The following is an 18,116-nucleotide window of genomic DNA, read 5'->3' as shown; positions in this document are numbered from 1 at the left end:
CGTCCTGACGAGGACCGGGGGACGAATGTCACGGAACAACGGCGACCTCCTCGACGCTGGAACGGGGCGGGCCCTGTCCCGGACTTCGTTCCCCACCTGACCCCAGGAGGTCATCGCTCATGCGAGCAGCCCTGATCCACGGCGCCGGCGACGTGCGCGTCGCCGACGTCTCCGATCCCGCCCTCGTCGAGCCCACCGATGCGGTGGTGCGCGTCGTGGTCACCTGCGTCTGCGGCTCGGACCTGCACCCGTACCACTCCAAGCCCGACGCGGAGGAGGGCGACCAGATCGGCCACGAGTTCGTCGGCATCGTCGAGGAGCTCGGCGATCAGGTCGCCGGCGTCTCGGTCGGCGACATGGTCATCGCCCCCTTCGCCTACGCGGACGACGCCTGCGACTACTGCCGGGAGGGGCTGCAGACCTCCTGCCCGAACGGCGGCTTCCACAGCGGCGCCCAGGCGGAGAAGATCCGCGTGCCGCAGGCCTCCGGCTCCCTGGTGGCCGTCCCCGGCGACGTCGACCAGGCGCTGCTGCCCTCGCTGCTGACGCTGACCGACGTCTACCCCACCGGTTGGCACGCCGCGGTGCAGGCCGGCGTCGGCCCGGGCTCCACCGTCACGGTGATCGGCGACGGCGCCGTCGGCCTGCTCGCGGTGCTCTCCGCCAAGCAGCTGGGCGCGACGACGATCATCCTCATGGGCCGCCACACCGCGCGCACCGACCTGGGCCGCGAGTTCGGCGCGACGCACGTCGTCGCCTCCCGCGGCGAGGAGGGCATCGCCGAGGTCCGTGCGATCACCGACGGCGAGGGCACCCACGCGGTGCTCGAGGCCGTCGGCCACATGCCCGCCTACGAGCAGGCGCTCGGCGCGGTGCGCCCCGGCGGCGTGATCAGCCGGGTCGGCGTGCCGCAGTATGAGGAGGCTCCGGTCGGCTTCGGCAGCCTCTTCCGCCACAACATCACGCTGACCGGCGGCCCGGCCCCGGTGCGCGCCTACATCGAGCAGCTGCTGCCCGCCGTGCTGGACGGCACGGTCGAGCCCGGTCGGGTCTTCGACCGGGTGATCGGCCTCAGCGAGGTGCCCGAGGGCTACCGCGCCATGGACGACCGCGAGTCGCTGAAGGTGATGGTCGACCCGACCCGCTGAGGCTCGTCGCCGCTCCGCCGTCGGGCGGGGGATCTCTCGGAGTGTTCGTCGCCGATCCGGCCGGATGACCCCGAGGAATCCCCCGCTCGACGTGCATGGGCGCCGGCGCGTGATCCGTGCGGGCAGGACGATGGAGGGAGGACCCATGGAATGGCTCGTGCTGGCCGTCTCCGGCGGCCTGGAGGCAGTCTGGGCGACGGCGCTCGGCGAATCGGACGGCCTGCGCCGACGGCGCCCGACGCTGCTGTTCATCGCGGCGCTCGCCCTGTCGATGAGCGGGCTGGCCTACGGCATGACCGCCATCCCGGCCGGGACCGCCTATGCGGTCTGGGTGGGGATCGGGGCGGTGCTGACCATCGTGATCGGCGTCGTGCGGCGCAGCGAGACCCTCGACGTCGCGCGGACCGCCCTGCTGACGCTGCTGGTGGTCAGCCTGATCGGACTGAAGGTGGTGAGCTGATGGCCTGGGTCATCCTGGTGTTCAGCGCCGTGATGGAGGCCGTCTGGGCGACGGCGCTGGGGCTGAGCGACGGCTTCTCCCGGCCGGTGCCCGTCGTCGTGTTCTTCCTCGGCCTGCTGGTGAGCATGGTGACCCTCGCCCGGGCGGCGCGCAGCATCCCGATGGGCACCGCCTACGCCGTCTGGGCCGGTCTCGGGGCGACGATCACCGTCGCGGCGAGCATCGCCCTCGGCCAGGAGTCGGTCTCGGTGTGGAAGCTGGTCTTCATGGCCGGGATCGTCGGCAGCATCGTCGGGCTGAAGCTCACCCACGGTGCCGACGACGGCGAGGGGTCGGCCGAGGAGGAGCCGAGGGCGCTCAGGCGTCGCCGCCGGTGATCGCCCAGGCCTCCTCCTCGACGGGTTCGCCGTGCGCGCGGTTGAGCACGCGCAGCGAGCGGGCCCCGACGAGCAGGGCGACGATCGCCAGCACCACTGCCGCGGCGCCGAAGAGGTAGGGTGAGCCGGCTCCGAGCGCGTCGGAGACCTGCCCGGCGACCAGCGGCGCGACGGCGCCTCCCATGAAGCGCACGCCGGAGTACGTCGACGACGCCACCGGCCGCGGCAGGTCGCTGACCTCCATGACGGACTCGGTCAGCACTGTGTTCAGCACTCCGAGGAACAGCCCGGCGACGATGACGCCGGTCGCCAGGCCGGCCAGCGAGTCGACCAGCAGCGCCATGCCCAGCAGGATCGCCGCCAGGCCGGCCAGCGCGGTGATCAGCACCGGACGGCGGCCGAAGCGCCGGGTGAGCGGCGGGGCGACGAAGACTGAGGTGATCGCCAGACAGATGCCCCAGCCGAAGAAGACCAGCCCGAGGCCCATCGCGCCGAAGTTCGTCATTCCGGCCGCGGCGGCGTCCTCCTCCAGCGGGAAGGGGCTGTAGGCGAGCAGGGTGAAGAAGCCGAAGTTGTACAGCAGCGCGGAGACCGCCAATGTGAGCAGTCCGGGGCGGGACAGCGCGCGGAAGGTCGCGGTCAGGCGCACGTGCTGCTCCGGCGTCGGGCGGTCCTGCTTCGGCAGCAGCACCGCGACGGCGATCAGGCCGACGGCCATCAGCGCGGCGGTGCCGAAGAACGGGCCGCGCCAGGAGATCTCGCCGAGCAGCCCGCCCAGCAGCGGGCCGGTGGCGATGCCCAGGCCCAGGGCGGCCTCGTAGAGGATGATCGCCTTCTCCGATCCGCCGGAGGTCGCCCCGACGATCGTCGCCAGCGCGGTGGAGATGAACAGGGCGTTGCCCAGGCCCCAGCCGGCGCGGAAGTCGATGATCTGCCAGACGGTCGCCGAGCCGCCGGCCAGCGCGGCGAAGACGACGACGAGCACCAGCCCGATCAGCAGCGTCGGCTTCGCGCCGATCCGCGAGGAGATCGCGCTGGTTAAGAACATCATCGCCCCGGTGATCAGCAGGTAGCTGGTGAACAGCAGCATCGACTGCGCCGGCGTGGCGTCGAGCTCGGCGGAGATCGCCGGCAGGATCGGGTCCACCAGGCCGATGCCCATGAAGGCGATGACGCAGGCGAAGGCCACCGCCCACACTGCGCGGGGCTGACGGAGGATGGAGCCGGCGTCGTCGGCGGCTCCGGGGGAGCCGGGAGCGCGGGCCGGGCCGGCCGGGGTGGCGGTGCTGGTCGTGCTGGTCGTGCTCGTCGTTCCGGTGTCAGCGTCGGGGCGCGGTGCGGAGGACGTGGGGGACCACCTTCTTCTCTCGGAGGGTCGGGTGCTGGACAGGACGACGCCCCGGGCGGTCGGAACCGGGCCGGGGCGGGGAGCGCGGGCGGCGCGTCAGCGGCGGGCGTCGTCCGGTCGCGCCGAGCGGATGAACGTCTCCACCGAGGCCAGCGAGCGGGCCAGGCCGGCGCGGTCGGCGTCGTCGAGGTCGCGCAGCGCCGGGGCGAGCTGATCGGTGAGCTGGCCGCGGATGGCGGCCAGCCGCCGTCGCCCGTCCTCGGTGAGCGAGAACTCCGCGGCGCGCCGGTCCGCTCCGCTGATGCGGCGGACGACCAGCCCGTCGGCCTCGAGCCGGGCCAGCAGCTTCGTCGCCGCGGGCTGAGAGCACAGATGCTCCGCCGCGAAGCGGCCCACGCGGACCGGCTGCAGCTCGTCGACCACTGAGAGCGCGCGGACTGTGGACGGGTCGGTCTCCTCGCGCGCCAGCCGACGCAGCGTGCGCGTCAGCCGGCCGGAGACGACGACGAGCTCGGCGGCGAGGTCCTCGACGGACTGGTCGTCGCCTGCGGCCGAGGCCGCAGGCTGAGGGGAGGGAGAATCCATCGCCTGAAGTGTATAACGTGGTTATGTTTCAGGCCAGTCGGGAGGGGAGTCGGGCCGACTCTGGCGGCTCAGGCGCTGTCCATCGCCTCCGGTCGCAGGTCCAGCCGCCGCAGCAGCTGCGCGTTGGCCGCGACCAGCACCGTCGACAGCGACATCAGCACCGCCCCGACGCTCATCGGCAGCACGAAGCCCACCGGGGCGAGCACTCCGGCGGCCAGCGGCACCGCGATCAGGTTGTAGCCGGCCGCCCACCACAGGTTCTGCCGCATCTTGGTCCGGGCGGCGTCGGAGAGGCGCAGCGCGGCGAGCACTCCGCGCGGATCGGAGGAGGCCAGGATGATGCCGGCCGAGCCGACGGCGACGTCGGTGCCGGCGCCGATGGCGAGGCCGACGTCGGCCTGGGCCAGGGCCGGAGCGTCGTTGACGCCGTCGCCGACCATCGCGACGCGCCGGCCCTCCTGCTGCAGGCGGGCCACCTCGGCGGACTTGTCCTCCGGCCGGACCCCGGCGATCACCCGATCGATGCCCAGCTGCTCGGCCACTGTCTGCGCCACGGCCTCGGCATCGCCGGTGATCATCGCGACCTCGACGCCGCGGGCGTGCAGCGCCTCGATCGTCTGCCGGGATGCGTCGCGGACGGCGTCGTCGAGCCGCAGCGCTCCGGCGGCGGCGCCGTCGACGACCACGTGCAGGATGATCGCGCCCTCGGCGCGCCAGGGGTCGACGGCGTCCAGCTCGCCCAGGCCGTGCTCCTCGAGCAGCCGCGGGCCGCCGACCTGCACCCGGGCGCCGTCGACAGTCGCCTCCACGCCGACGGCGGGGGAGGAGGAGAAGTTCTCGGCCGCGGGCACCTCGAGCTCGCGCCGACCGGCGGCGGTGCGGATCGCCGCGGCCAGCGGGTGCTCGGAGTCGGACTCGGCGGCCGCGGCCAGGGCCAGCACCTGCTGCGGCTCCCGCCCGGCCGCGGCGGCGACGTCGACGAGCTCCGGCTCGCCGCGGGTCAGCGTGCCGGTCTTGTCGAAGAGGACGGTGTCGACGGCGCGCATCGTCTCCATGGCGACGCGATCGCTGATCAGCACGCCGGCCCGGGCGGCGCGCTCGGAGGCGATGGAGACCACCAGCGGCACCGCCAGGCCGAGGGCATGCGGGCAGGCGATGACCAGCACTGTGATGGTGCGGACCACCGCGTCGTCGGGGCTGCCGGCGAGCAGCCAGGCGGCGGCAGTGGCCGCGGCGGCGGCCAGGGCGAACCAGAACAGCCAGGCCGCGGCGACGTCGGCCAGCCGCTGGGCCCGCGAACTGGAGTTCTGAGCGTCCTCGACGAGCCGACGGATGCCGGCCAGCGCGGTCTCCTCGCCCACGGCGGTGATCTCCACGCGCAGTCCGGAGTCGGTGGCCACGGTGCCGGCGACGACCTGCTCGCCCGCGCCGCGGGTCACCGTCTGCGACTCGCCGGTGATCATCGACTCGTCCATGCTTGCCGTGCCGGAGACGATCCGGCCGTCGGCCGGCACCGAGGCCCCCGGGCGCACGACGACGACGTCGCCGGCGACCAGCTCCTCGGGGGAGACGGCGGTGACGGACTCGCCGTCGACGCGCTCGGCCTCGTCGGGCATCAGCGCGGCCAGCGAGTCCAGCGCCGAGCTGGTCCGGGCGATCGAACGCATCTCCATCCAATGGCCCAGCAGCATGATGACCACCAGCAGGGCCAGCTCCCACCAGAAAGTCAGCCCGGCGTCGACGAGTCCCAGCGTCGCGCCCCAGGAGGAGAGCAGCGCGACGGTCAGCGCCAGAGCGATGAGCAGCATCATGCCGGGGCTGCGCGAACGCAGCTCGGAGAGGCCCCCGGTCAGGAAGGGGCGCCCGCCCCAGACGTACATCACCGTGCCGAGCACCGGCGCGATGCCGCGGAGCCACGGGGTCTCCGGCACCGCGTAGCCCAGCAGCTCGGCGAAGGCCGGATCCAGTGCCGCCGTCGGGATCGCGACGGCGAGCATGATCAGGAAGAGGCGGCGGAACTGGGCGGCATGGTCGCCGTGCCCGGAGTGGCCGGAGTGGCCGCCATGTCCCGCGTGGTCGCCGTGTCCGTCAGGGGAGCTGTGCCCGGTGTGCTCCTCCTCGGCGTCCTCCTCGCCGTGCGCGGGGCTGCGGAGGTGCTGATCGTGGCCGCCGTGGTGCCTGGATTCCGTACTCATGCCTCTGAATGTATACCCCCATGGGGTATCTGTCCAGGGTTGTCCGTCCAGAGAGCTGCCGTTAGACTGAAATGCTGGCCTGGACGGCGTCGCCGCGATCCGGACCACCATTGCCCATCAGATTGTGTATCTACCTGGTGACGCTCGACGACGAGCGCGCTAAGGCGGCACTGTGCTCCACGAGTCCGCTGCAGGAGGTGCGCGCGACGATGACCATCACCGACTCCGAGCGTCCCGCCGAGGCCCACGACGCCTCGGACGCTCGCCACACCACCCTTCTCCCCGCCGTCGGGGCGTCCTTCTTCCCGATCGCCCTGGTGGCCCGCTTCCCCTACGCCATGATGGTCGTGGGCGTGCTGACCCTGGTGGTCGCCGGCCGCGGCTCACTGGGGATCGGCGGGCTGACCTCGGCCATGGTCGGCGTCGGCACGGCGATCTTCGGGCCGCTCATCGGCTCGGCCGCCGACCGCTTCGGCCAGCGGCTGGTCGTGATGCTCGCCGGACTGGCCAGCTCGCTGGCGCTGCTGACCATGTCCTGGGTGGTGTACTCGCCGCTGCCCGACGCGGCAGTGCTGGCCGCCGCCTTCGTCATCGGCGCGACGACGCCGCAGGTCCCGCCGATGTCGCGCAGCCGGCTGGTCGGCATCATCGCCCGGCGCATCGTCCCCGAGCGGCGCACGGCGGTGACCACCAGCACGATGGCCTACGAGTCCGCCGTCGACGAGCTGACCTTCGTCTTCGGGCCGATGATCGTGGGCCTGCTCGCCGCGACGATGAGCCCCGCCGCCCCGGTGATCGGCGCGGCGGTGCTCACGCTGATCTTCGTCACCGCCTTCGCGCTGCACTCCAGCGTCCACGAGGTCCCGTCGAACCGGAGCGCCGGCGTCGTCGCCGCCCCGGCGCGCGAGCTGCTGCGGCCGGGCCTGGTGGTGGTGCTGGTCGGCGTGCTCGGCATCGGGCTGTTCTTCGGCTCGCTGCTCACCGCCCTGACCTCGGCGATGTCCGACGCCGGCCACGCCGAGTCGGCCGGTCTGGTCTACGGCGTGATGGGCATCGGCTCGGCGGCCTTCGCCCTGGGGTCGGCGCTCTTCCCGGCCGGCTTCACGCTGCACGCCCGCTGGATCGTCTTCCCGCTGATCATGGTCGTCGGCACCGCCGCGCTGCTGGTCGTCGAGGCGATGCCGCTGCTGCTGGTGGTGCTGCTGGTCCTGGGCATCGGGCTGGGCCCGACGCTGGTCGTGGTCTACTCGATCGCCTCCGACCGCAGTCCGCGCGGCCGGGGAGCGACGGTGATGACCATGGCGACCACGGGCATCGTCGTCGGCCAGTCCGCGGCCTCGGCGATCAACGGGCACATCGCCGAGACCGCCGGCACCCAGGCGGCGCTGCTGGCCCCGCTGGCGGCGGCCTCGCTGATCACCGTCGCCGGGCTGGTCAACCGTGCCATGGTCGCCCGGGCGAGCTCCGCGGGCGCCGAAGGGTGATCCCGGGGCGCCCCGCGGCGTAGCCTCCTCGGAAGACACGCTGGAGGAGGCGACCATGCGTGACCTCGTCATCACGCAGAACATCACGCTCGACGGCGCCGTGGAGATGCTCGGCGACTGGTTCGATCCGCAGGGCCAGGACGCCGAGGTGCTGGCGGAGCTGCGCCGACAGGACGAGACCTGCGACGCCCTGCTCCTGGGGCGCCGGACGTTCGAGGCGTTCCGCGGGTACTGGCCGGACCAGCTGGGCGAGGATCAGACCGGCGTCGCCGAGCAGCTCGATCGCGTGAGCAAGCATGTGGTGTCCTCGACGCTGACCGACCCGGCCTGGCGGCATTCCACGATCATCTCCGGCGATCCCGTGGACGCCGCCCGTGCGCTGAAGGCGCAGGCCGGACAGGACATCGTGGTCACCGGCAGCATCACGCTCTGCCATGCGCTCATCGAGGCCGATCTGGTGGACGAGTACCGGCAGTTCGTTGTGCCCGTCGTCCAGGGGCGCGGTCGCCGCCTCTTCCCCGAGGGCGTGGAGGTGCCCTCGCTGACGCTGACCGAGAGCCTGTCCTTCTCCAGCGGGATCGTCTGCCTGAAGCACCGTCCGGTCCGCTGACCGGCGAGGCCGCACTCCGGCCTCACCCCGGCTTCACTCCGGGCGCAGCGATTTCAGGATCTTCATCGGGAAGCGCGAGCTGACGTTGGCGATGCCGGGGATCGCCATGACCTTCTCCATGAGGAACTGCTCGTAGGCGGCGAGATCCTGCACGGCCACGCGCACGTGATAGTCCGGCGAGCCGAAGAGCCGATGCAGCTCCAGGACCTCCTCGTAGGTCCCCATGGTCTCCTCGAACTGCCGCGCCAGCGGGCGGCGGAAGCCGTCCAGGTCGACGTCGAGCAGCACCTCGAAGCTGCGCTGCAGCGCCGTCGGGCTGATCTGCGCCCGGTAGCCGAGGATGACGCCGTCGGCCTCCAGCCGCTGCACGCGGCGCAGGCACGGCCCCGGCGTGAGGCCGATGCGCTCGGCCAGCTCCACGTTGGAGATGCGCCCGTCCTTCTCCAGCTCATCGATGATTGCGCGATCCAGCGAGTCCATGAGGCAAGTATTGCACGGTCAGGGGGAGTGCGGAGAAGATCTGAAAGCACATTCTGCGGGTTTCCTGGAATGATCGAAGCATGCAGGAACAGCAGGTCATGGAGCGCGCCGAGCCGGTGGCGACGGTCGGCGCGGAGGGCATCCCGGCCGAGGTCGGCGCGGCGGAGGTCGGCGCGGCTGAGGTTGCTTCGGAGCCGTCGGCGCCGTCGACGACGGCGGGTGCTCGACGTCGTCAGATCGCCGCGGGTCTGCGCGCCTCGCTGGCCGCGGGCATGGGTCTGGTGCCCATCGGCATCGCCTTCGGCATGGTCGTGGTGCAGTCCGGCCTGCCGTGGTGGCTGGCGCCGGTGCTCTCCGGCGTGGTCTTCACCGGTTCGCTGGAGCTGCTGCTGGTGGGCATGATCCTCGCCGCGGCTCCGCTGGCGACTGTCGCGCTGACCACTCTGCTGGTGAACTTCCGCCACGTCTTCTACGCGATCAGCTTCCCGCTGAGCGCGGTGCGCTCGCGGCTCGGACGGCTGTATGCGATGCATGCCCTGGTCGACGAGGCCTATGCGGTCACCGCGGCCTCGCCGCGCGGATGGACCGGCTGGAGCCTGCTGCCGCTGCAGCTGGCCTTCCACACGTACTGGATCGGCGGCGGACTGGCCGGCGTCGCGCTGGCGCATCTGCTGCCCGGGCCGATCGAGGGGCTCGAGTTCGCGCTCTGCGCCCTGTTCATCACGCTGGCGCTGGACAGCTGCCGCTCCGGCCGCGACGTCCCGCAGGCGGTGCTGGGCGGGCTGTGCATCGCCGGCGCGCTGGTCGCCGTTCCCGAGCATGCCCTGCTGGTCGGGATGCTGGCCTTCCTCGCCGCCCTGGCGGTCCGTCATCTCGTCGCCCGCCGGCGGAGCGCCGGGGAGGAGGAGGCCCGCGATGCCTGAGACCGGATACGTCGTCGCCGTGGTCGGCGTCGTCTTCGCCATCACCTTCGGGCTGCGCGCGCTGCCCTTCGCGCTGGTGATGCCGCTGCGCGAATCGGCCTTCCTGCGCTCGCTGGCCGCCTGGATGCCGGCCGGGCTGATGGTCGTCCTCGCCGCGACGACGCTGCGCGACGCCGCCGGGGCGTCGCTCGGGCACCTGCCGCACGCCGGCGTCGCCGTCGCCGTCACCGTCGCGGCGCATCTGGGCTCCGGCCGCAGCACGCTGCTCAGCGTCGGCGCCGGGACGCTGACCTTCGTCGGGCTGGTCCACGTCTTCTGAGGCGCCTCGACCTGTGTGATGCCATCCACGGATAGGATGGGGGCGAGACCGCTCACGACCCCCGACTCGAAGGAGTTCAGCGTGGCCATCGCAACCCCGGACAAGTACGAAGAGATGATCGACGCCGCCAAGGCCGGCGGCTATGCCTACCCGGCGGTCAACGTGACCAGCTCGCAGACGCTGAACGCCGCCATCCGCGGCTTCGCCGAGGCCGAGTCCGACGGCATCATCCAGGTCTCCACCGGCGGCTCCGCCTACTGGTCGGGCGCCTCGATCAAGGACATGGTCGCCGGTTCGCTGGGCTTCGCCGCCTTCGCCAAGCAGGTCGCGAAGAACTACGGCGTCAACATCGCCCTGCACACCGACCACTGCCCGAAGGACAAGCTCGACGGCTTCGTGCTGCCGCTGCTGGAGGCCTCCGAGGCGGAGGTGAAGGCCGGCCGCGACCCGATCTTCAACTCGCACATGTGGGACGGTTCGGCCGAGACGCTGGAGGAGAACCTCCGCATCGCCGCCGACCTGCTGCCCCGCTCGGCGGCGGCCAAGCAGATCCTCGAGGTCGAGATCGGCGCCGTCGGCGGCGAGGAGGACGGCGTCGAGAACGCCATCAACGAGAAGCTCTACACCACCTATGAGGACGCCGTCGCCACGATCGAGGCCCTGGGCCTGGGGGAGAAGGGCCGGTACATCACCGCGCTGACCTTCGGCAACGTGCACGGCGTCTACAAGCCGGGCAACGTGAAGCTGCGCCCGGAGATCCTGAAGGACATCCAGGACCGCACGGCGCAGAAGTACGGCACGGACGCCCCGTTCGACCTGGTCTTCCACGGCGGCTCCGGCTCCACCGAGCAGGAGATCGACGACGCGGTCTCCTACGGCGTCATCAAGATGAACATCGACACCGACACCCAGTACGCCTTCACGCGTCCGGTGGCCGGCCACATGTTCTCCAACTACGACGGCGTGCTGAAGGTCGACGGCGACGTCGGCAACAAGAAGACCTACGACCCGCGCGTCTGGGGCGCCAAGGCCGAGGAGTCCATGGCGGCCCGCGTCGTCGAGGCCTCGCAGCGGCTGGGGTCGGCGGGCAAGTCGGTCAAGTGACCAGCTGAGGGTCGCCCCGCCCCCTTCTTCCATCGAGTGGCGGCTCCCTGCACCATCCGGCCCCGCGACACGGCGTGTCGTCGGGGAGATGCTGCAGGGAGCCGCCACTCGATGTGTCAGGAGCGGGTCGTGGCGCGGCGCATAGAGTGGCGTCCATGACGACGACGCCGGCGGGGAGCCCCGCGACGCCCCGGCAGAAGCTGCTGCTGCTCGACTTCGACGGCACCGTCTGCCTCGGCGACGATCCGGTGCTGCACTATGCCGCCCAGGTCGACGCGCTGCTGGCCGAGCGCGGCAGGACGGCGCACGACGACGGCGGCGTGCGCGCCGTCGTCGCCGGGGCGCTGGCCGCCGGAGATCTGCAGGTCCCCGCGCCGCCGGAGGGGACGCCGGCGCAGGACGGCTATCAGCTCGTCCAGCGGCTCGGCCGCGCCCGCGGGCTCTCGGCGGAGGAGACCGGCGTCGCCTTCCGCGCCGGCCGCGAGGCGCTGCTGGCCGTCGGGCTCCAGCGCTCCGACGTCCACGCCCCCGCCGGGCTGGCCGCCCTGCTCGCCGAGATCCGGCCGGCCGCCGCCGTCGTGCTGGTCACCAACTCCCCGGCGACGGCCTTCGCCCCCTGGCTGGAGGCCCTCGGCCTGACCGGAGCCTTCGACGCCGTCGTCAACGACGCCGGCAAGCCCGCCGGCCTGCCCGCGGCCCTCGAGGCGGCCCTGGAGGAGGCTCGGCGCGGCGCCGGCGTCGAGCACATCGCCGAGACGCAGGTCCTCTCGATCGGCGACATCTGGGAGAACGACCTCGCGCCCGTCGCCGCCCGGGGCGGGACCACAGTGCTCATCGACCGCTTCGCCGCCGGCATCGGATCCCCCGACCATCGCGTGCCGGACCTCGCCGCGGCCGCCCCGATCCTCCGGGACTGGGCGGCCGCTCCTGACGCCGACGTATGAACGCTGCATGACGAGCGGCGGAACAGCGCCGCCAGCTCTTGTCGCCCCAGAACAGGCCTCTCTAGAGTCGTGAAGGCCCGACGCCGCCGTCGGCGCCGGCGGAGGAGACCACGGGACCGCAGCGTCGAGGGGCGCCCGGCGCCCGCCTCCGGTGTTCACACTCGCCCCGTGATGAAGAGGATCCCTGCCATGCAGACCACGACCAAGACCACCGCGCGATCCGCGTTCGCCCTGGCGGGCGTGCTCACTCTGGCCCTGACCGGCTGCGCCGCCGAGGAGTCCGACGTCTCCGGCGACGGCGACGACGGGTCCGAGGGCGCCGCCGAGGCCGCGGCCATCGAGTCCGTCGACGAGCTCGTCATCGGCCTGGTGCCCTCCCAGGAGAACGCCACCGTGGTGGAGAACCAGGAAGCCATCGCCGACCAGGTCTCCGAGGAGCTCGACGGCTTCGACGTCACCGTGGAGGTCTTCGACGACTACCTCGGCGTCATCCAGGGCATGCAGACCGGCGACGTCCACCTGGTGATGTCCGGGCCGGTCGGCATGATCCAGGCCGAGCAGGAGGCCGACGGCACCTCGATCCTGCAGTCGGTGCGCTACGGCTCGGAGTCCTACGTGACCCAGTGGTTCACCGACGACCCGGACACCTACTGCCAGGACGAGCCGGTGGAGGTCGAGCAGGAGGAGGAGGGCGTCGAGCCGTTCCTGTTCTGCAACGGCATCGTCGAGGACGGGGAGAAGGTCGACTACCAGCCGATGGGCGAGGAGGCCCTGGAGCAGATCGAGGACGGCACCACCGTCTCCTTCGTCGACGAGGGCTCGGCCTCCGGCTACTACTACCCGCAGACCCAGCTCAACGAGCTCGGCATCGAGGTCGACGGCCAGTTCGCCGGCGGCCACGACCAGTCGGTGCAGAACGTCTACAGCGGCGACATCGCCATCGGCACCTCCTTCGACGACGCCCGCGAGAACCTCGCCGAGGAGAACCCCGACGTCGGCCAGGAGGTCGTGACCTTCGCCTGGGCCGGCCCGATCCCCAACGACGGCATCGTCGCCTCGGCGGAGCTGACCGAGGAGGAGCAGCAGACCATCACCGACGCCTTCCTGAGCATCGCCGGCGACGGCGACCTCGAGGAGGGCGACCCGCTCTACGACGTCTACGAGATCGAGGGCCTCGTCGAGGCCGACCAGGAGGCCCTGGACGGCGCGCGCACCGTCTACGAGGAGTTCGGCGACCAGGCCGAGTGACGTCGGCCGAGCGGAGTGCCCGGCCGGGCGCCACCGGTACGCTGACCCACACCTGAGTCGCTCGGGGCTCCGGGCCCCTCCCCTCGGGAGGGCGCCCGGCGCCCCGGCTCTGCACGGAGACCTCCCATGATCACCTTCGAACACGTCGACGTCGTCTTCCCCGACGGCTTCAAGGGGCTGAGCGACGTCAGCCTGACCATCGACCGCGGCGAGTTCGTCGCCGTCGTCGGACTGTCCGGGGCGGGCAAGTCCACGCTGATCCGCACGATCAACGGCCTGGTGCCGCACACCGTCGGCACGCTGACCGTCGGCGGCCGGAGGGTGGATCCGCGGAACAAGGCCAAGCTGCGCGCGCTGCGCTCGCAGGTGGGCATGATCTTCCAGTCCTTCAACCTGGTCGACCGGATCAGCGTGCTGAACAACGTGCTCGCCGGCCGCTCGGCCTACACCCCCACCTGGCGCTCGCTGCTGGGGTGGTACCGGCCCGAGGACCGGGAGATCGCCTTCCAGTCGCTGGAGCGGGTGGGGATCGTGGAGAAGGCCTACCAGCGCGCCGCCTCGCTCTCCGGCGGTCAGCAGCAGCGCGTGGCGATCGCCCGCGTGCTCGCCCAGGACCCGGAGGTGATCCTCGCCGACGAGCCGGTGGCCGCCCTCGACCCGCCGACGGCGCACCAGGTGATGCGGGACATGCGCCGCATCCAGCAGGAGCTGGACATCACCTGCATCGTGAACATGCACCATCTCGACGTCGCCCGGGCCTATGCCGACCGGGTGATCGGCATGCGCGGCGGCGAGGTCGTCTTCGACGCCCCGGTGGCCGAGGCCACCGACGCGGCGATCGAGGAGGTCTACCAGCGCTCGCTGACCGCCGAGGACGTCGTCGCCGAGCGCGCCGAGGAGGGCGGGTCGTGAACGCGCCCGCCTGGACGTCCGGCGCGAGGCCGCAGGCGGCGCGGACTTCCCAGCGGGCGACGGAGCAGACGTCGACGGAGCGGCCGACGACGGCGCGGCCCAGCCCGCCGCGGCGTCCGGTGCCGACGTATCTGGGGCTGCTCGGCGTCGCCGTCGTCGCCTTCGCCGTCTTCTGTCTGACCCGCGAGTCGGGCACAGTGCTGTACCTGCCGCTGGGCTCGCTGAGGCTCTGGGCCCCGTTGAACCCGCTGCTGGGGCTGGCGGCGATGCTGGCGGTGCTCGCCCTCTGCTGGAGGATCCGTGCCGGCGCCACGGCGGCGACCGGCGCGCTGGGCTTCATGATCGTCACCTACTGGGCCGGGGCGACGATCGATTTCACGCTCAGCTCCATCTGGGAGCGCTGGAGCAACCTGGAGGGGCAGCTGGCGGCCTTCGTGGACCCGAACTGGGCCTATGTGGTCAGCGTGTGGCCGGACTGGCTGACCACGCTGTGCATGGCGATCGTCGCCACCGGGTTCGGCTGCGCGATCGGGCTGCTGCTGGCATTGCTGGCCTCGCCGGTCTCCAGCCCGAACAACGTGGTCAGCCAGGCGGTCAAGGCGCTCAACTCGGTGGTCCGCTCCATCCCCGACGTCGGCTGGGCGCTGCTCTTCGTCGCGATGATCGGCGGCACCGCCTACGGGCTGGGCCCGCTGGCCGGCGTGCTGGCGCTGCTGATGTTCAACATCGGCATCGTCGCCAAGCTGGTCGGCGAGACCACCGACGGCATCGCCCCCGGTCCGGTGGAGGCCGTCGACGCCGCGGGCGCCCGACTCTGGCAGCGCAACCGGCTCGCGGTGCTGCCGCAGATCCTGCCGGGCTTCGTCTCCTACGGCCTCTACGTCTTCGAGCTCAACATCCGCGCCTCGGCCGCGATCGGCATCGTCGGCGTCGGCGGCATCGGCTCGGAGCTGAACCTGCAGATGAACCGCTTCGCCTGGGAGAACGTCGCCGCGCTGATGTATGCGCTGGTGGCGGTGGTGCTGCTGGTGGACCTGCTGTCGCTGTGGATCCGGAGGAGGCTGCTGTGACCGGACGGAACACCCGCGACGCCGTCGACGCGCCGGACGGCGCCGCCGGACCCGCCCCGCGCTGGACCCCCGACGCGCTGGACCGCCGGCCGGTGAAGCCCTCCCGACTGGGGTACCACCTGGGGCTGGTCGCCGTCGGCATCGTCTTCATCGCCGCCTTCGCCGCGACCGGCATGGATCTGGGGGCGCTGCTGGAGATGCCGGGCCACATCGCCGAGTACGGCCGGCTGATGGCCGGGGGCGTCTTCCAGATCCCCGACGCCGAGGTCCGCAGCTGGTGGGCCGGCTCCTTCGACGCGATGATCGAGTCGGTGGCCATCGCCTGGGTCGGCACGCTCTTCGGCGCGCTGTTCTCGCTGCCCTGCGGGTTCCTGGCGGCCCGGACGCTGAGCCCGCTGCCGGTCTACCTCCCGATGCGCTTCGCGCTGGCCTTCCTGCGCGCGATCCCGGAGATCGTGCTGGCCATCGCGATCATGATCCCGCTCTTCGGCGTGGGCTCGCGCGGCGGAGCGCTGGCCGGGGCCTTCGCGCTCGGACTGGGAGCGATCGGCACGCTGTCGAAGCTGATCTCCGAGGCGGTGGAGTCCGTCGACGAGGGCCCGCTGGAGTCGGCGCGGGCGGCCGGGGCGAACCAGGCGCAGATGATCCGCTGGGCGGTGCTGCCGCAGGTGATGCCCGACATCGTCGCCATCTGGCTCTATCGTTTCGAGGTCAACATCCGCGCCTCGGCGATCCTCGGCACGCTCGGCGCCGGCGGCATCGGCTCGCTGCTGAGCACTGTCTTCGACGTCCGCGCCTGGGATCGGATCGGCATCGCCCTGGTGGTGATCGTGGTGGTGACCATCGCCGTCGACCAGGTCTCGTCGTTCATCCGCCACCGGGTCATCCACGGGGCGTCGTCCCCGCGGGCGGGGAGAGCCGCCCGTCGCGCATGGTCGCCACCGCGTCGGTGAAGGGCACGAACTCGGTCTCATGGGTGACCATGACGGTGGCGACGCGATGCTCGCGGGTCAGCCGGCCGAGCAGTCCCACGATGTCCGCGGAGCGCTCGTGGTCGAGGGCGGCAGTGGGCTCGTCGACCAGCAGGACCGACGGCGAGCCCATCAGCGCCCGCGCGATGTTCACCCGCTGACGCTGCCCGCCCGAGAGCTGGTGGGGGCGCCTCTGTCCGGAGCCGGCCAGTCCGACCTCGTCGAGGAGCTCGTCGGCGCGACGCCCGGCGGCTCGTCGGGACCCGCCGCGCAGGTCCTCGGCGATCACCAGCTGCTCCCGTGCGGTGAGGGCGGGCAGCAGATTCGGCTGCTGGAAGATCATCCCGATCTCCTCGCGGCGGAGGCGGTCGAGGCGTCGGCCGTCCAGCGTCTGGGTCTCGACGCCGGAGATGCGCACTGTGCCGGCGCTCGGGCGCATCAATGTGCCGGCGACGGCCAGCAGGCTGGACTTGCCCGACCCGGACGGCCCCACCAGGGAGAGCATCTGTCCCGGGGGCACCGCCAAGTCCACCGCGTCCAGCGCGAGGAGCACCCCGTCGGCGCCGTCGGGATAGCGCAGCGTGAGGTTCTCGAGGGCCAGGGCGGGTTCGACGGTCGCGGTCTGCAGGGTGGTCATGGAAGCTCCTGTCGGGGCGGGGAGGCGGGAAAGGCTCGGAGGGGCGGTCTCAGCCGCCGCCGAGGGCGAGCATGGGGTCGACTCGGGCGACGCGCCGGACCGCCAGGGCCGCGGCGGCCAGGCCGACGAGCACGACGCCGCCCGCCGGGGCGACGGTGGTGAGCGCGGAGAGGGTGAACGGCGCCGCCTCTCGGGCGAGGAGACCACCGACGAGTCCGGCTGTGCCTCCCAGGGCGGCACCGGCGAGCAGAACCAGCAGCGCCTGGGCGAGGGCGTCGCGGAGGACGTAGCGGGTGGAGGCGCCGAGCGCCTTGAGCACGGCGATGTCGCGGGTGCGCTGGACGGTCCACACGGTGAGGAAGGCCGCGATCACCAGCCCGGAGATCAGGTACAGCATCCCCTGCATCATGGTCAGCGAGCCGTTCTCCGAGGAGTAGGACGGGAGCGCGGAGTAGCTCTCCGCCGGGGATATGCTCTCCGTGTCGGCCGCGGAGTCCGCGGACTCTGCCTCGATCTCCGTGCCGGAGCCTCCCGAGACGGCGAGCACCGTGGCGAAGCTGTCGGGGTCGCCGCGGGCGGCGATGTCCTGCCAGCTCCCGAGACTGGTCCACACCACCGGTGTGTGGCTGTACCACTGGTCGGGCACGACGGCGGCGACGGTCAGCTGTTCGGCGCCGACGGCGACGGTGGCGCCTGCGTCGGCATCGAGCTGCTCGGCGACGTCGGCGGAGAGGACGATCTCCTCGTCGTCCGGGGCGCCCGACGGGGCGCCCGACGGGGCGTCCGCGGGGGCGGCGGAGCTGTCGGGGCCGACGCCGAAGACGGCCACGGACGCGGCGCCGTCGGCCGCTGCGTCGCCGGTCTCGATCTGCGCCTGGGAGATGCCCAGCGCGTCGGCCCGGTCCACGCCGTCGGTCCCGCTCCACACCTCCTGCTGCTCGGCGGTCACCGCTGACTCCGCATAGGAGGGATCGTCCTGCACTGCGCCGAAGACGATCAGATCGGCCGGCAGCTCCTCCAGCGCAGAGGTGTTCTGTCGCGCCAGTCCGGAGGTGAGCCCGGAGAGCATCACCAGCAGCAGGGTGATCAGCGCGACCACGGAACCCATCAGGGCGAAGCGCCCACGGGCGAAGCGGATCTCACGCAGGGCCAGGTACATCGGTCATCACATCCTCGAGAGTGGGTCGGTCGCCCTCGGCGACCGGTACCTGTCCACCGTCCCGCGGGTTCGACGGCGGCACATCGGCCCTCGGAGGTGCTCTGCGCCGCCGCACGGTGGAGAGCGGAGTCAACCATTCGAT

Annotated in this window: 19 protein-coding genes; 13 read left to right on the top strand and 6 right to left on the bottom strand. The window is 72.2% G+C overall.

Annotated elements, in window-relative coordinates:
- The first annotated feature begins 119 nt into the window (after nucleotides 1-119).
- From ABD652_RS02950 to ABD652_RS02940, 3 genes are all read left to right on the top strand, one after another.
- A complete protein-coding gene (locus ABD652_RS02950; RefSeq protein ID WP_344718027.1) occupies nucleotides 120-1,148 on the top strand; it encodes a zinc-binding dehydrogenase in 1,029 nt (342 codons plus the stop codon).
- 145 nt (nucleotides 1,149-1,293) lie between these two features.
- A complete protein-coding gene (locus ABD652_RS02945; RefSeq protein WP_344718025.1) occupies nucleotides 1,294-1,608 on the top strand; it encodes a DMT family transporter in 315 nt (104 codons plus the stop codon).
- Nucleotides 1,608-1,985, top strand: a complete 378-nt coding sequence (locus ABD652_RS02940) for a DMT family transporter (protein WP_344718023.1) — start codon at nucleotides 1,608-1,610, stop codon at nucleotides 1,983-1,985. Before ABD652_RS02945 ends, ABD652_RS02940 begins: the two co-directional genes overlap by 1 nt.
- Here ABD652_RS02940 and ABD652_RS02935 read toward each other — a convergent pair.
- From ABD652_RS02935 to ABD652_RS02925, 3 genes are all read right to left on the bottom strand, one after another.
- Nucleotides 1,966-3,147 (bottom strand): MFS transporter, encoded by a 1,182-nt coding sequence (locus tag ABD652_RS02935; protein ID WP_425574544.1) that lies wholly within the window; start codon nucleotides 3,145-3,147, stop codon nucleotides 1,966-1,968. The two genes, ABD652_RS02940 and ABD652_RS02935, sit on opposite strands and share 20 nt — an antisense overlap.
- Nucleotides 3,148-3,429: 282 nt before the next feature.
- On the bottom strand, nucleotides 3,430-3,918 hold the full coding sequence (locus tag ABD652_RS02930; protein WP_344718021.1) for a MarR family winged helix-turn-helix transcriptional regulator: 489 nt from the start codon (nucleotides 3,916-3,918) through the stop codon (nucleotides 3,430-3,432).
- A gap of 68 nt (nucleotides 3,919-3,986) precedes the next feature.
- Complete coding sequence (locus tag ABD652_RS02925; RefSeq protein WP_344718019.1) at nucleotides 3,987-6,113, bottom strand: heavy metal translocating P-type ATPase; 2,127 nt, start codon at nucleotides 6,111-6,113, stop codon at nucleotides 3,987-3,989.
- 209 nt (nucleotides 6,114-6,322) lie between these two features.
- On the opposite strand from ABD652_RS02925, the gene ABD652_RS02920 reads away from it, so the two are divergent.
- Both ABD652_RS02920 and ABD652_RS02915 read left to right on the top strand, forming a co-directional pair.
- Nucleotides 6,323-7,597 carry an MFS transporter gene (locus tag ABD652_RS02920; RefSeq protein WP_344718017.1) on the top strand — a complete coding sequence of 425 codons (1,275 nt, stop codon included), beginning with the start codon at nucleotides 6,323-6,325 and terminating at the stop codon, nucleotides 7,595-7,597.
- Between the two features lie 55 nt (nucleotides 7,598-7,652).
- The gene (locus ABD652_RS02915) at nucleotides 7,653-8,207 is read left to right on the top strand and encodes a dihydrofolate reductase family protein (protein WP_344718015.1); all 555 of its coding nucleotides are present in this window, start codon (nucleotides 7,653-7,655) and stop codon (nucleotides 8,205-8,207) included.
- A gap of 33 nt (nucleotides 8,208-8,240) precedes the next feature.
- On the opposite strand, the gene ABD652_RS02910 is transcribed toward ABD652_RS02915, so the two are convergent.
- A complete protein-coding gene (locus ABD652_RS02910) occupies nucleotides 8,241-8,687 on the bottom strand; it encodes an Lrp/AsnC family transcriptional regulator (RefSeq protein WP_344718013.1) in 447 nt (148 codons plus the stop codon).
- An 80-nt stretch (nucleotides 8,688-8,767) separates the two neighbouring features.
- Between ABD652_RS02910 and ABD652_RS02905 the strand changes: the two genes are divergently transcribed.
- The 8 genes from ABD652_RS02905 to phnE (ABD652_RS02870) all read left to right on the top strand — a co-directional run bounded on the left by ABD652_RS02905 (nucleotide 8,768) and on the right by phnE (ABD652_RS02870) (nucleotide 16,160).
- The gene (locus tag ABD652_RS02905; RefSeq protein WP_344718011.1) at nucleotides 8,768-9,610 is read left to right on the top strand and encodes an AzlC family ABC transporter permease; all 843 of its coding nucleotides are present in this window, start codon (nucleotides 8,768-8,770) and stop codon (nucleotides 9,608-9,610) included.
- Nucleotides 9,603-9,929, top strand: a complete 327-nt coding sequence (locus ABD652_RS02900; protein WP_344718009.1) for an AzlD domain-containing protein — start codon at nucleotides 9,603-9,605, stop codon at nucleotides 9,927-9,929. Before ABD652_RS02905 ends, ABD652_RS02900 begins: the two co-directional genes overlap by 8 nt.
- Before the next feature lie 81 nt (nucleotides 9,930-10,010).
- Nucleotides 10,011-11,033, top strand: coding sequence for a class II fructose-bisphosphate aldolase (gene fbaA / locus ABD652_RS02895; protein ID WP_344718007.1), 1,023 nt, complete (start codon nucleotides 10,011-10,013; stop codon nucleotides 11,031-11,033).
- A 155-nt stretch (nucleotides 11,034-11,188) separates the two neighbouring features.
- Nucleotides 11,189-11,977: an HAD family hydrolase gene (locus ABD652_RS02890; protein ID WP_344718005.1), complete on the top strand. Its 789-nt coding sequence runs from the start codon at nucleotides 11,189-11,191 to the stop codon at nucleotides 11,975-11,977.
- Between the two features lie 189 nt (nucleotides 11,978-12,166).
- Entirely contained in the window at nucleotides 12,167-13,225 is a 1,059-nt protein-coding gene (locus ABD652_RS02885; RefSeq protein WP_344718003.1) for a phosphate/phosphite/phosphonate ABC transporter substrate-binding protein, read from the top strand.
- Nucleotides 13,226-13,351: 126 nt separating this feature from the next.
- Nucleotides 13,352-14,137 (top strand): phosphonate ABC transporter ATP-binding protein, encoded by a 786-nt coding sequence (gene phnC / locus ABD652_RS02880; protein WP_344718001.1) that lies wholly within the window; start codon nucleotides 13,352-13,354, stop codon nucleotides 14,135-14,137.
- The gene (phnE, locus tag ABD652_RS02875) at nucleotides 14,134-15,207 is read left to right on the top strand and encodes a phosphonate ABC transporter, permease protein PhnE (protein ID WP_344717999.1); all 1,074 of its coding nucleotides are present in this window, start codon (nucleotides 14,134-14,136) and stop codon (nucleotides 15,205-15,207) included. Before phnC ends, phnE (ABD652_RS02875) begins: the two co-directional genes overlap by 4 nt.
- Complete coding sequence (gene phnE / locus ABD652_RS02870; protein ID WP_344717997.1) at nucleotides 15,204-16,160, top strand: phosphonate ABC transporter, permease protein PhnE; 957 nt, start codon at nucleotides 15,204-15,206, stop codon at nucleotides 16,158-16,160. Before phnE (ABD652_RS02875) ends, phnE (ABD652_RS02870) begins: the two co-directional genes overlap by 4 nt.
- Here the strand turns inward: phnE (ABD652_RS02870) and ABD652_RS02865 are convergent.
- Both ABD652_RS02865 and ABD652_RS02860 read right to left on the bottom strand, forming a co-directional pair.
- Entirely contained in the window at nucleotides 16,090-16,815 is a 726-nt protein-coding gene (locus tag ABD652_RS02865; RefSeq protein ID WP_344717995.1) for an ABC transporter ATP-binding protein, read from the bottom strand. The two genes, phnE (ABD652_RS02870) and ABD652_RS02865, sit on opposite strands and share 71 nt — an antisense overlap.
- 49 nt (nucleotides 16,816-16,864) lie before the next feature.
- Nucleotides 16,865-17,974, bottom strand: coding sequence for an ABC transporter permease (locus tag ABD652_RS02860; protein WP_344717993.1), 1,110 nt, complete (start codon nucleotides 17,972-17,974; stop codon nucleotides 16,865-16,867).
- Nucleotides 17,975-18,116: the final 142 nt, after the last annotated feature.

Source organism: Nesterenkonia halobia (assembly GCF_039536005.1).
GTDB classification, from domain to species: domain Bacteria; phylum Actinomycetota; class Actinomycetes; order Actinomycetales; family Micrococcaceae; genus Nesterenkonia; species Nesterenkonia halobia.
Note: the sequence above shows the minus strand (reverse complement) of the source record. Positions and strands in the feature narration are given on the sequence as shown.

What these genes read in the sequence shown, in the direction of transcription:
- ABD652_RS02950 (WP_344718027.1), top strand. Translation starts at nt 120, where the DNA reads ATGCGAGCAGCCCTGATCCACGGCGCCGGCGACGTGCGCGTCGCCGAC.
- ABD652_RS02945 (WP_344718025.1), top strand. Translation starts at nt 1,294, where the DNA reads ATGGAATGGCTCGTGCTGGCCGTCTCCGGCGGCCTGGAGGCAGTCTGG.
- ABD652_RS02940 (WP_344718023.1), top strand. Translation starts at nt 1,608, where the DNA reads ATGGCCTGGGTCATCCTGGTGTTCAGCGCCGTGATGGAGGCCGTCTGG.
- ABD652_RS02935 (WP_425574544.1), bottom strand. Translation starts at nt 3,147, where the DNA reads ATGGGCATCGGCCTGGTGGACCCGATCCTGCCGGCGATCTCCGCCGAG.
- ABD652_RS02930 (WP_344718021.1), bottom strand. Translation starts at nt 3,918, where the DNA reads ATGGATTCTCCCTCCCCTCAGCCTGCGGCCTCGGCCGCAGGCGACGAC.
- ABD652_RS02925 (WP_344718019.1), bottom strand. Translation starts at nt 6,113, where the DNA reads ATGAGTACGGAATCCAGGCACCACGGCGGCCACGATCAGCACCTCCGC.
- ABD652_RS02920 (WP_344718017.1), top strand. Translation starts at nt 6,323, where the DNA reads ATGACCATCACCGACTCCGAGCGTCCCGCCGAGGCCCACGACGCCTCG.
- ABD652_RS02915 (WP_344718015.1), top strand. Translation starts at nt 7,653, where the DNA reads ATGCGTGACCTCGTCATCACGCAGAACATCACGCTCGACGGCGCCGTG.
- ABD652_RS02910 (WP_344718013.1), bottom strand. Translation starts at nt 8,687, where the DNA reads ATGGACTCGCTGGATCGCGCAATCATCGATGAGCTGGAGAAGGACGGG.
- ABD652_RS02905 (WP_344718011.1), top strand. Translation starts at nt 8,768, where the DNA reads ATGCAGGAACAGCAGGTCATGGAGCGCGCCGAGCCGGTGGCGACGGTC.
- ABD652_RS02900 (WP_344718009.1), top strand. Translation starts at nt 9,603, where the DNA reads ATGCCTGAGACCGGATACGTCGTCGCCGTGGTCGGCGTCGTCTTCGCC.
- ABD652_RS02890 (WP_344718005.1), top strand. Translation starts at nt 11,189, where the DNA reads ATGACGACGACGCCGGCGGGGAGCCCCGCGACGCCCCGGCAGAAGCTG.
- ABD652_RS02885 (WP_344718003.1), top strand. Translation starts at nt 12,167, where the DNA reads ATGCAGACCACGACCAAGACCACCGCGCGATCCGCGTTCGCCCTGGCG.
- phnC (WP_344718001.1), top strand. Translation starts at nt 13,352, where the DNA reads ATGATCACCTTCGAACACGTCGACGTCGTCTTCCCCGACGGCTTCAAG.
- ABD652_RS02865 (WP_344717995.1), bottom strand. Translation starts at nt 16,815, where the DNA reads ATGACCACCCTGCAGACCGCGACCGTCGAACCCGCCCTGGCCCTCGAG.
- ABD652_RS02860 (WP_344717993.1), bottom strand. Translation starts at nt 17,974, where the DNA reads ATGTACCTGGCCCTGCGTGAGATCCGCTTCGCCCGTGGGCGCTTCGCC.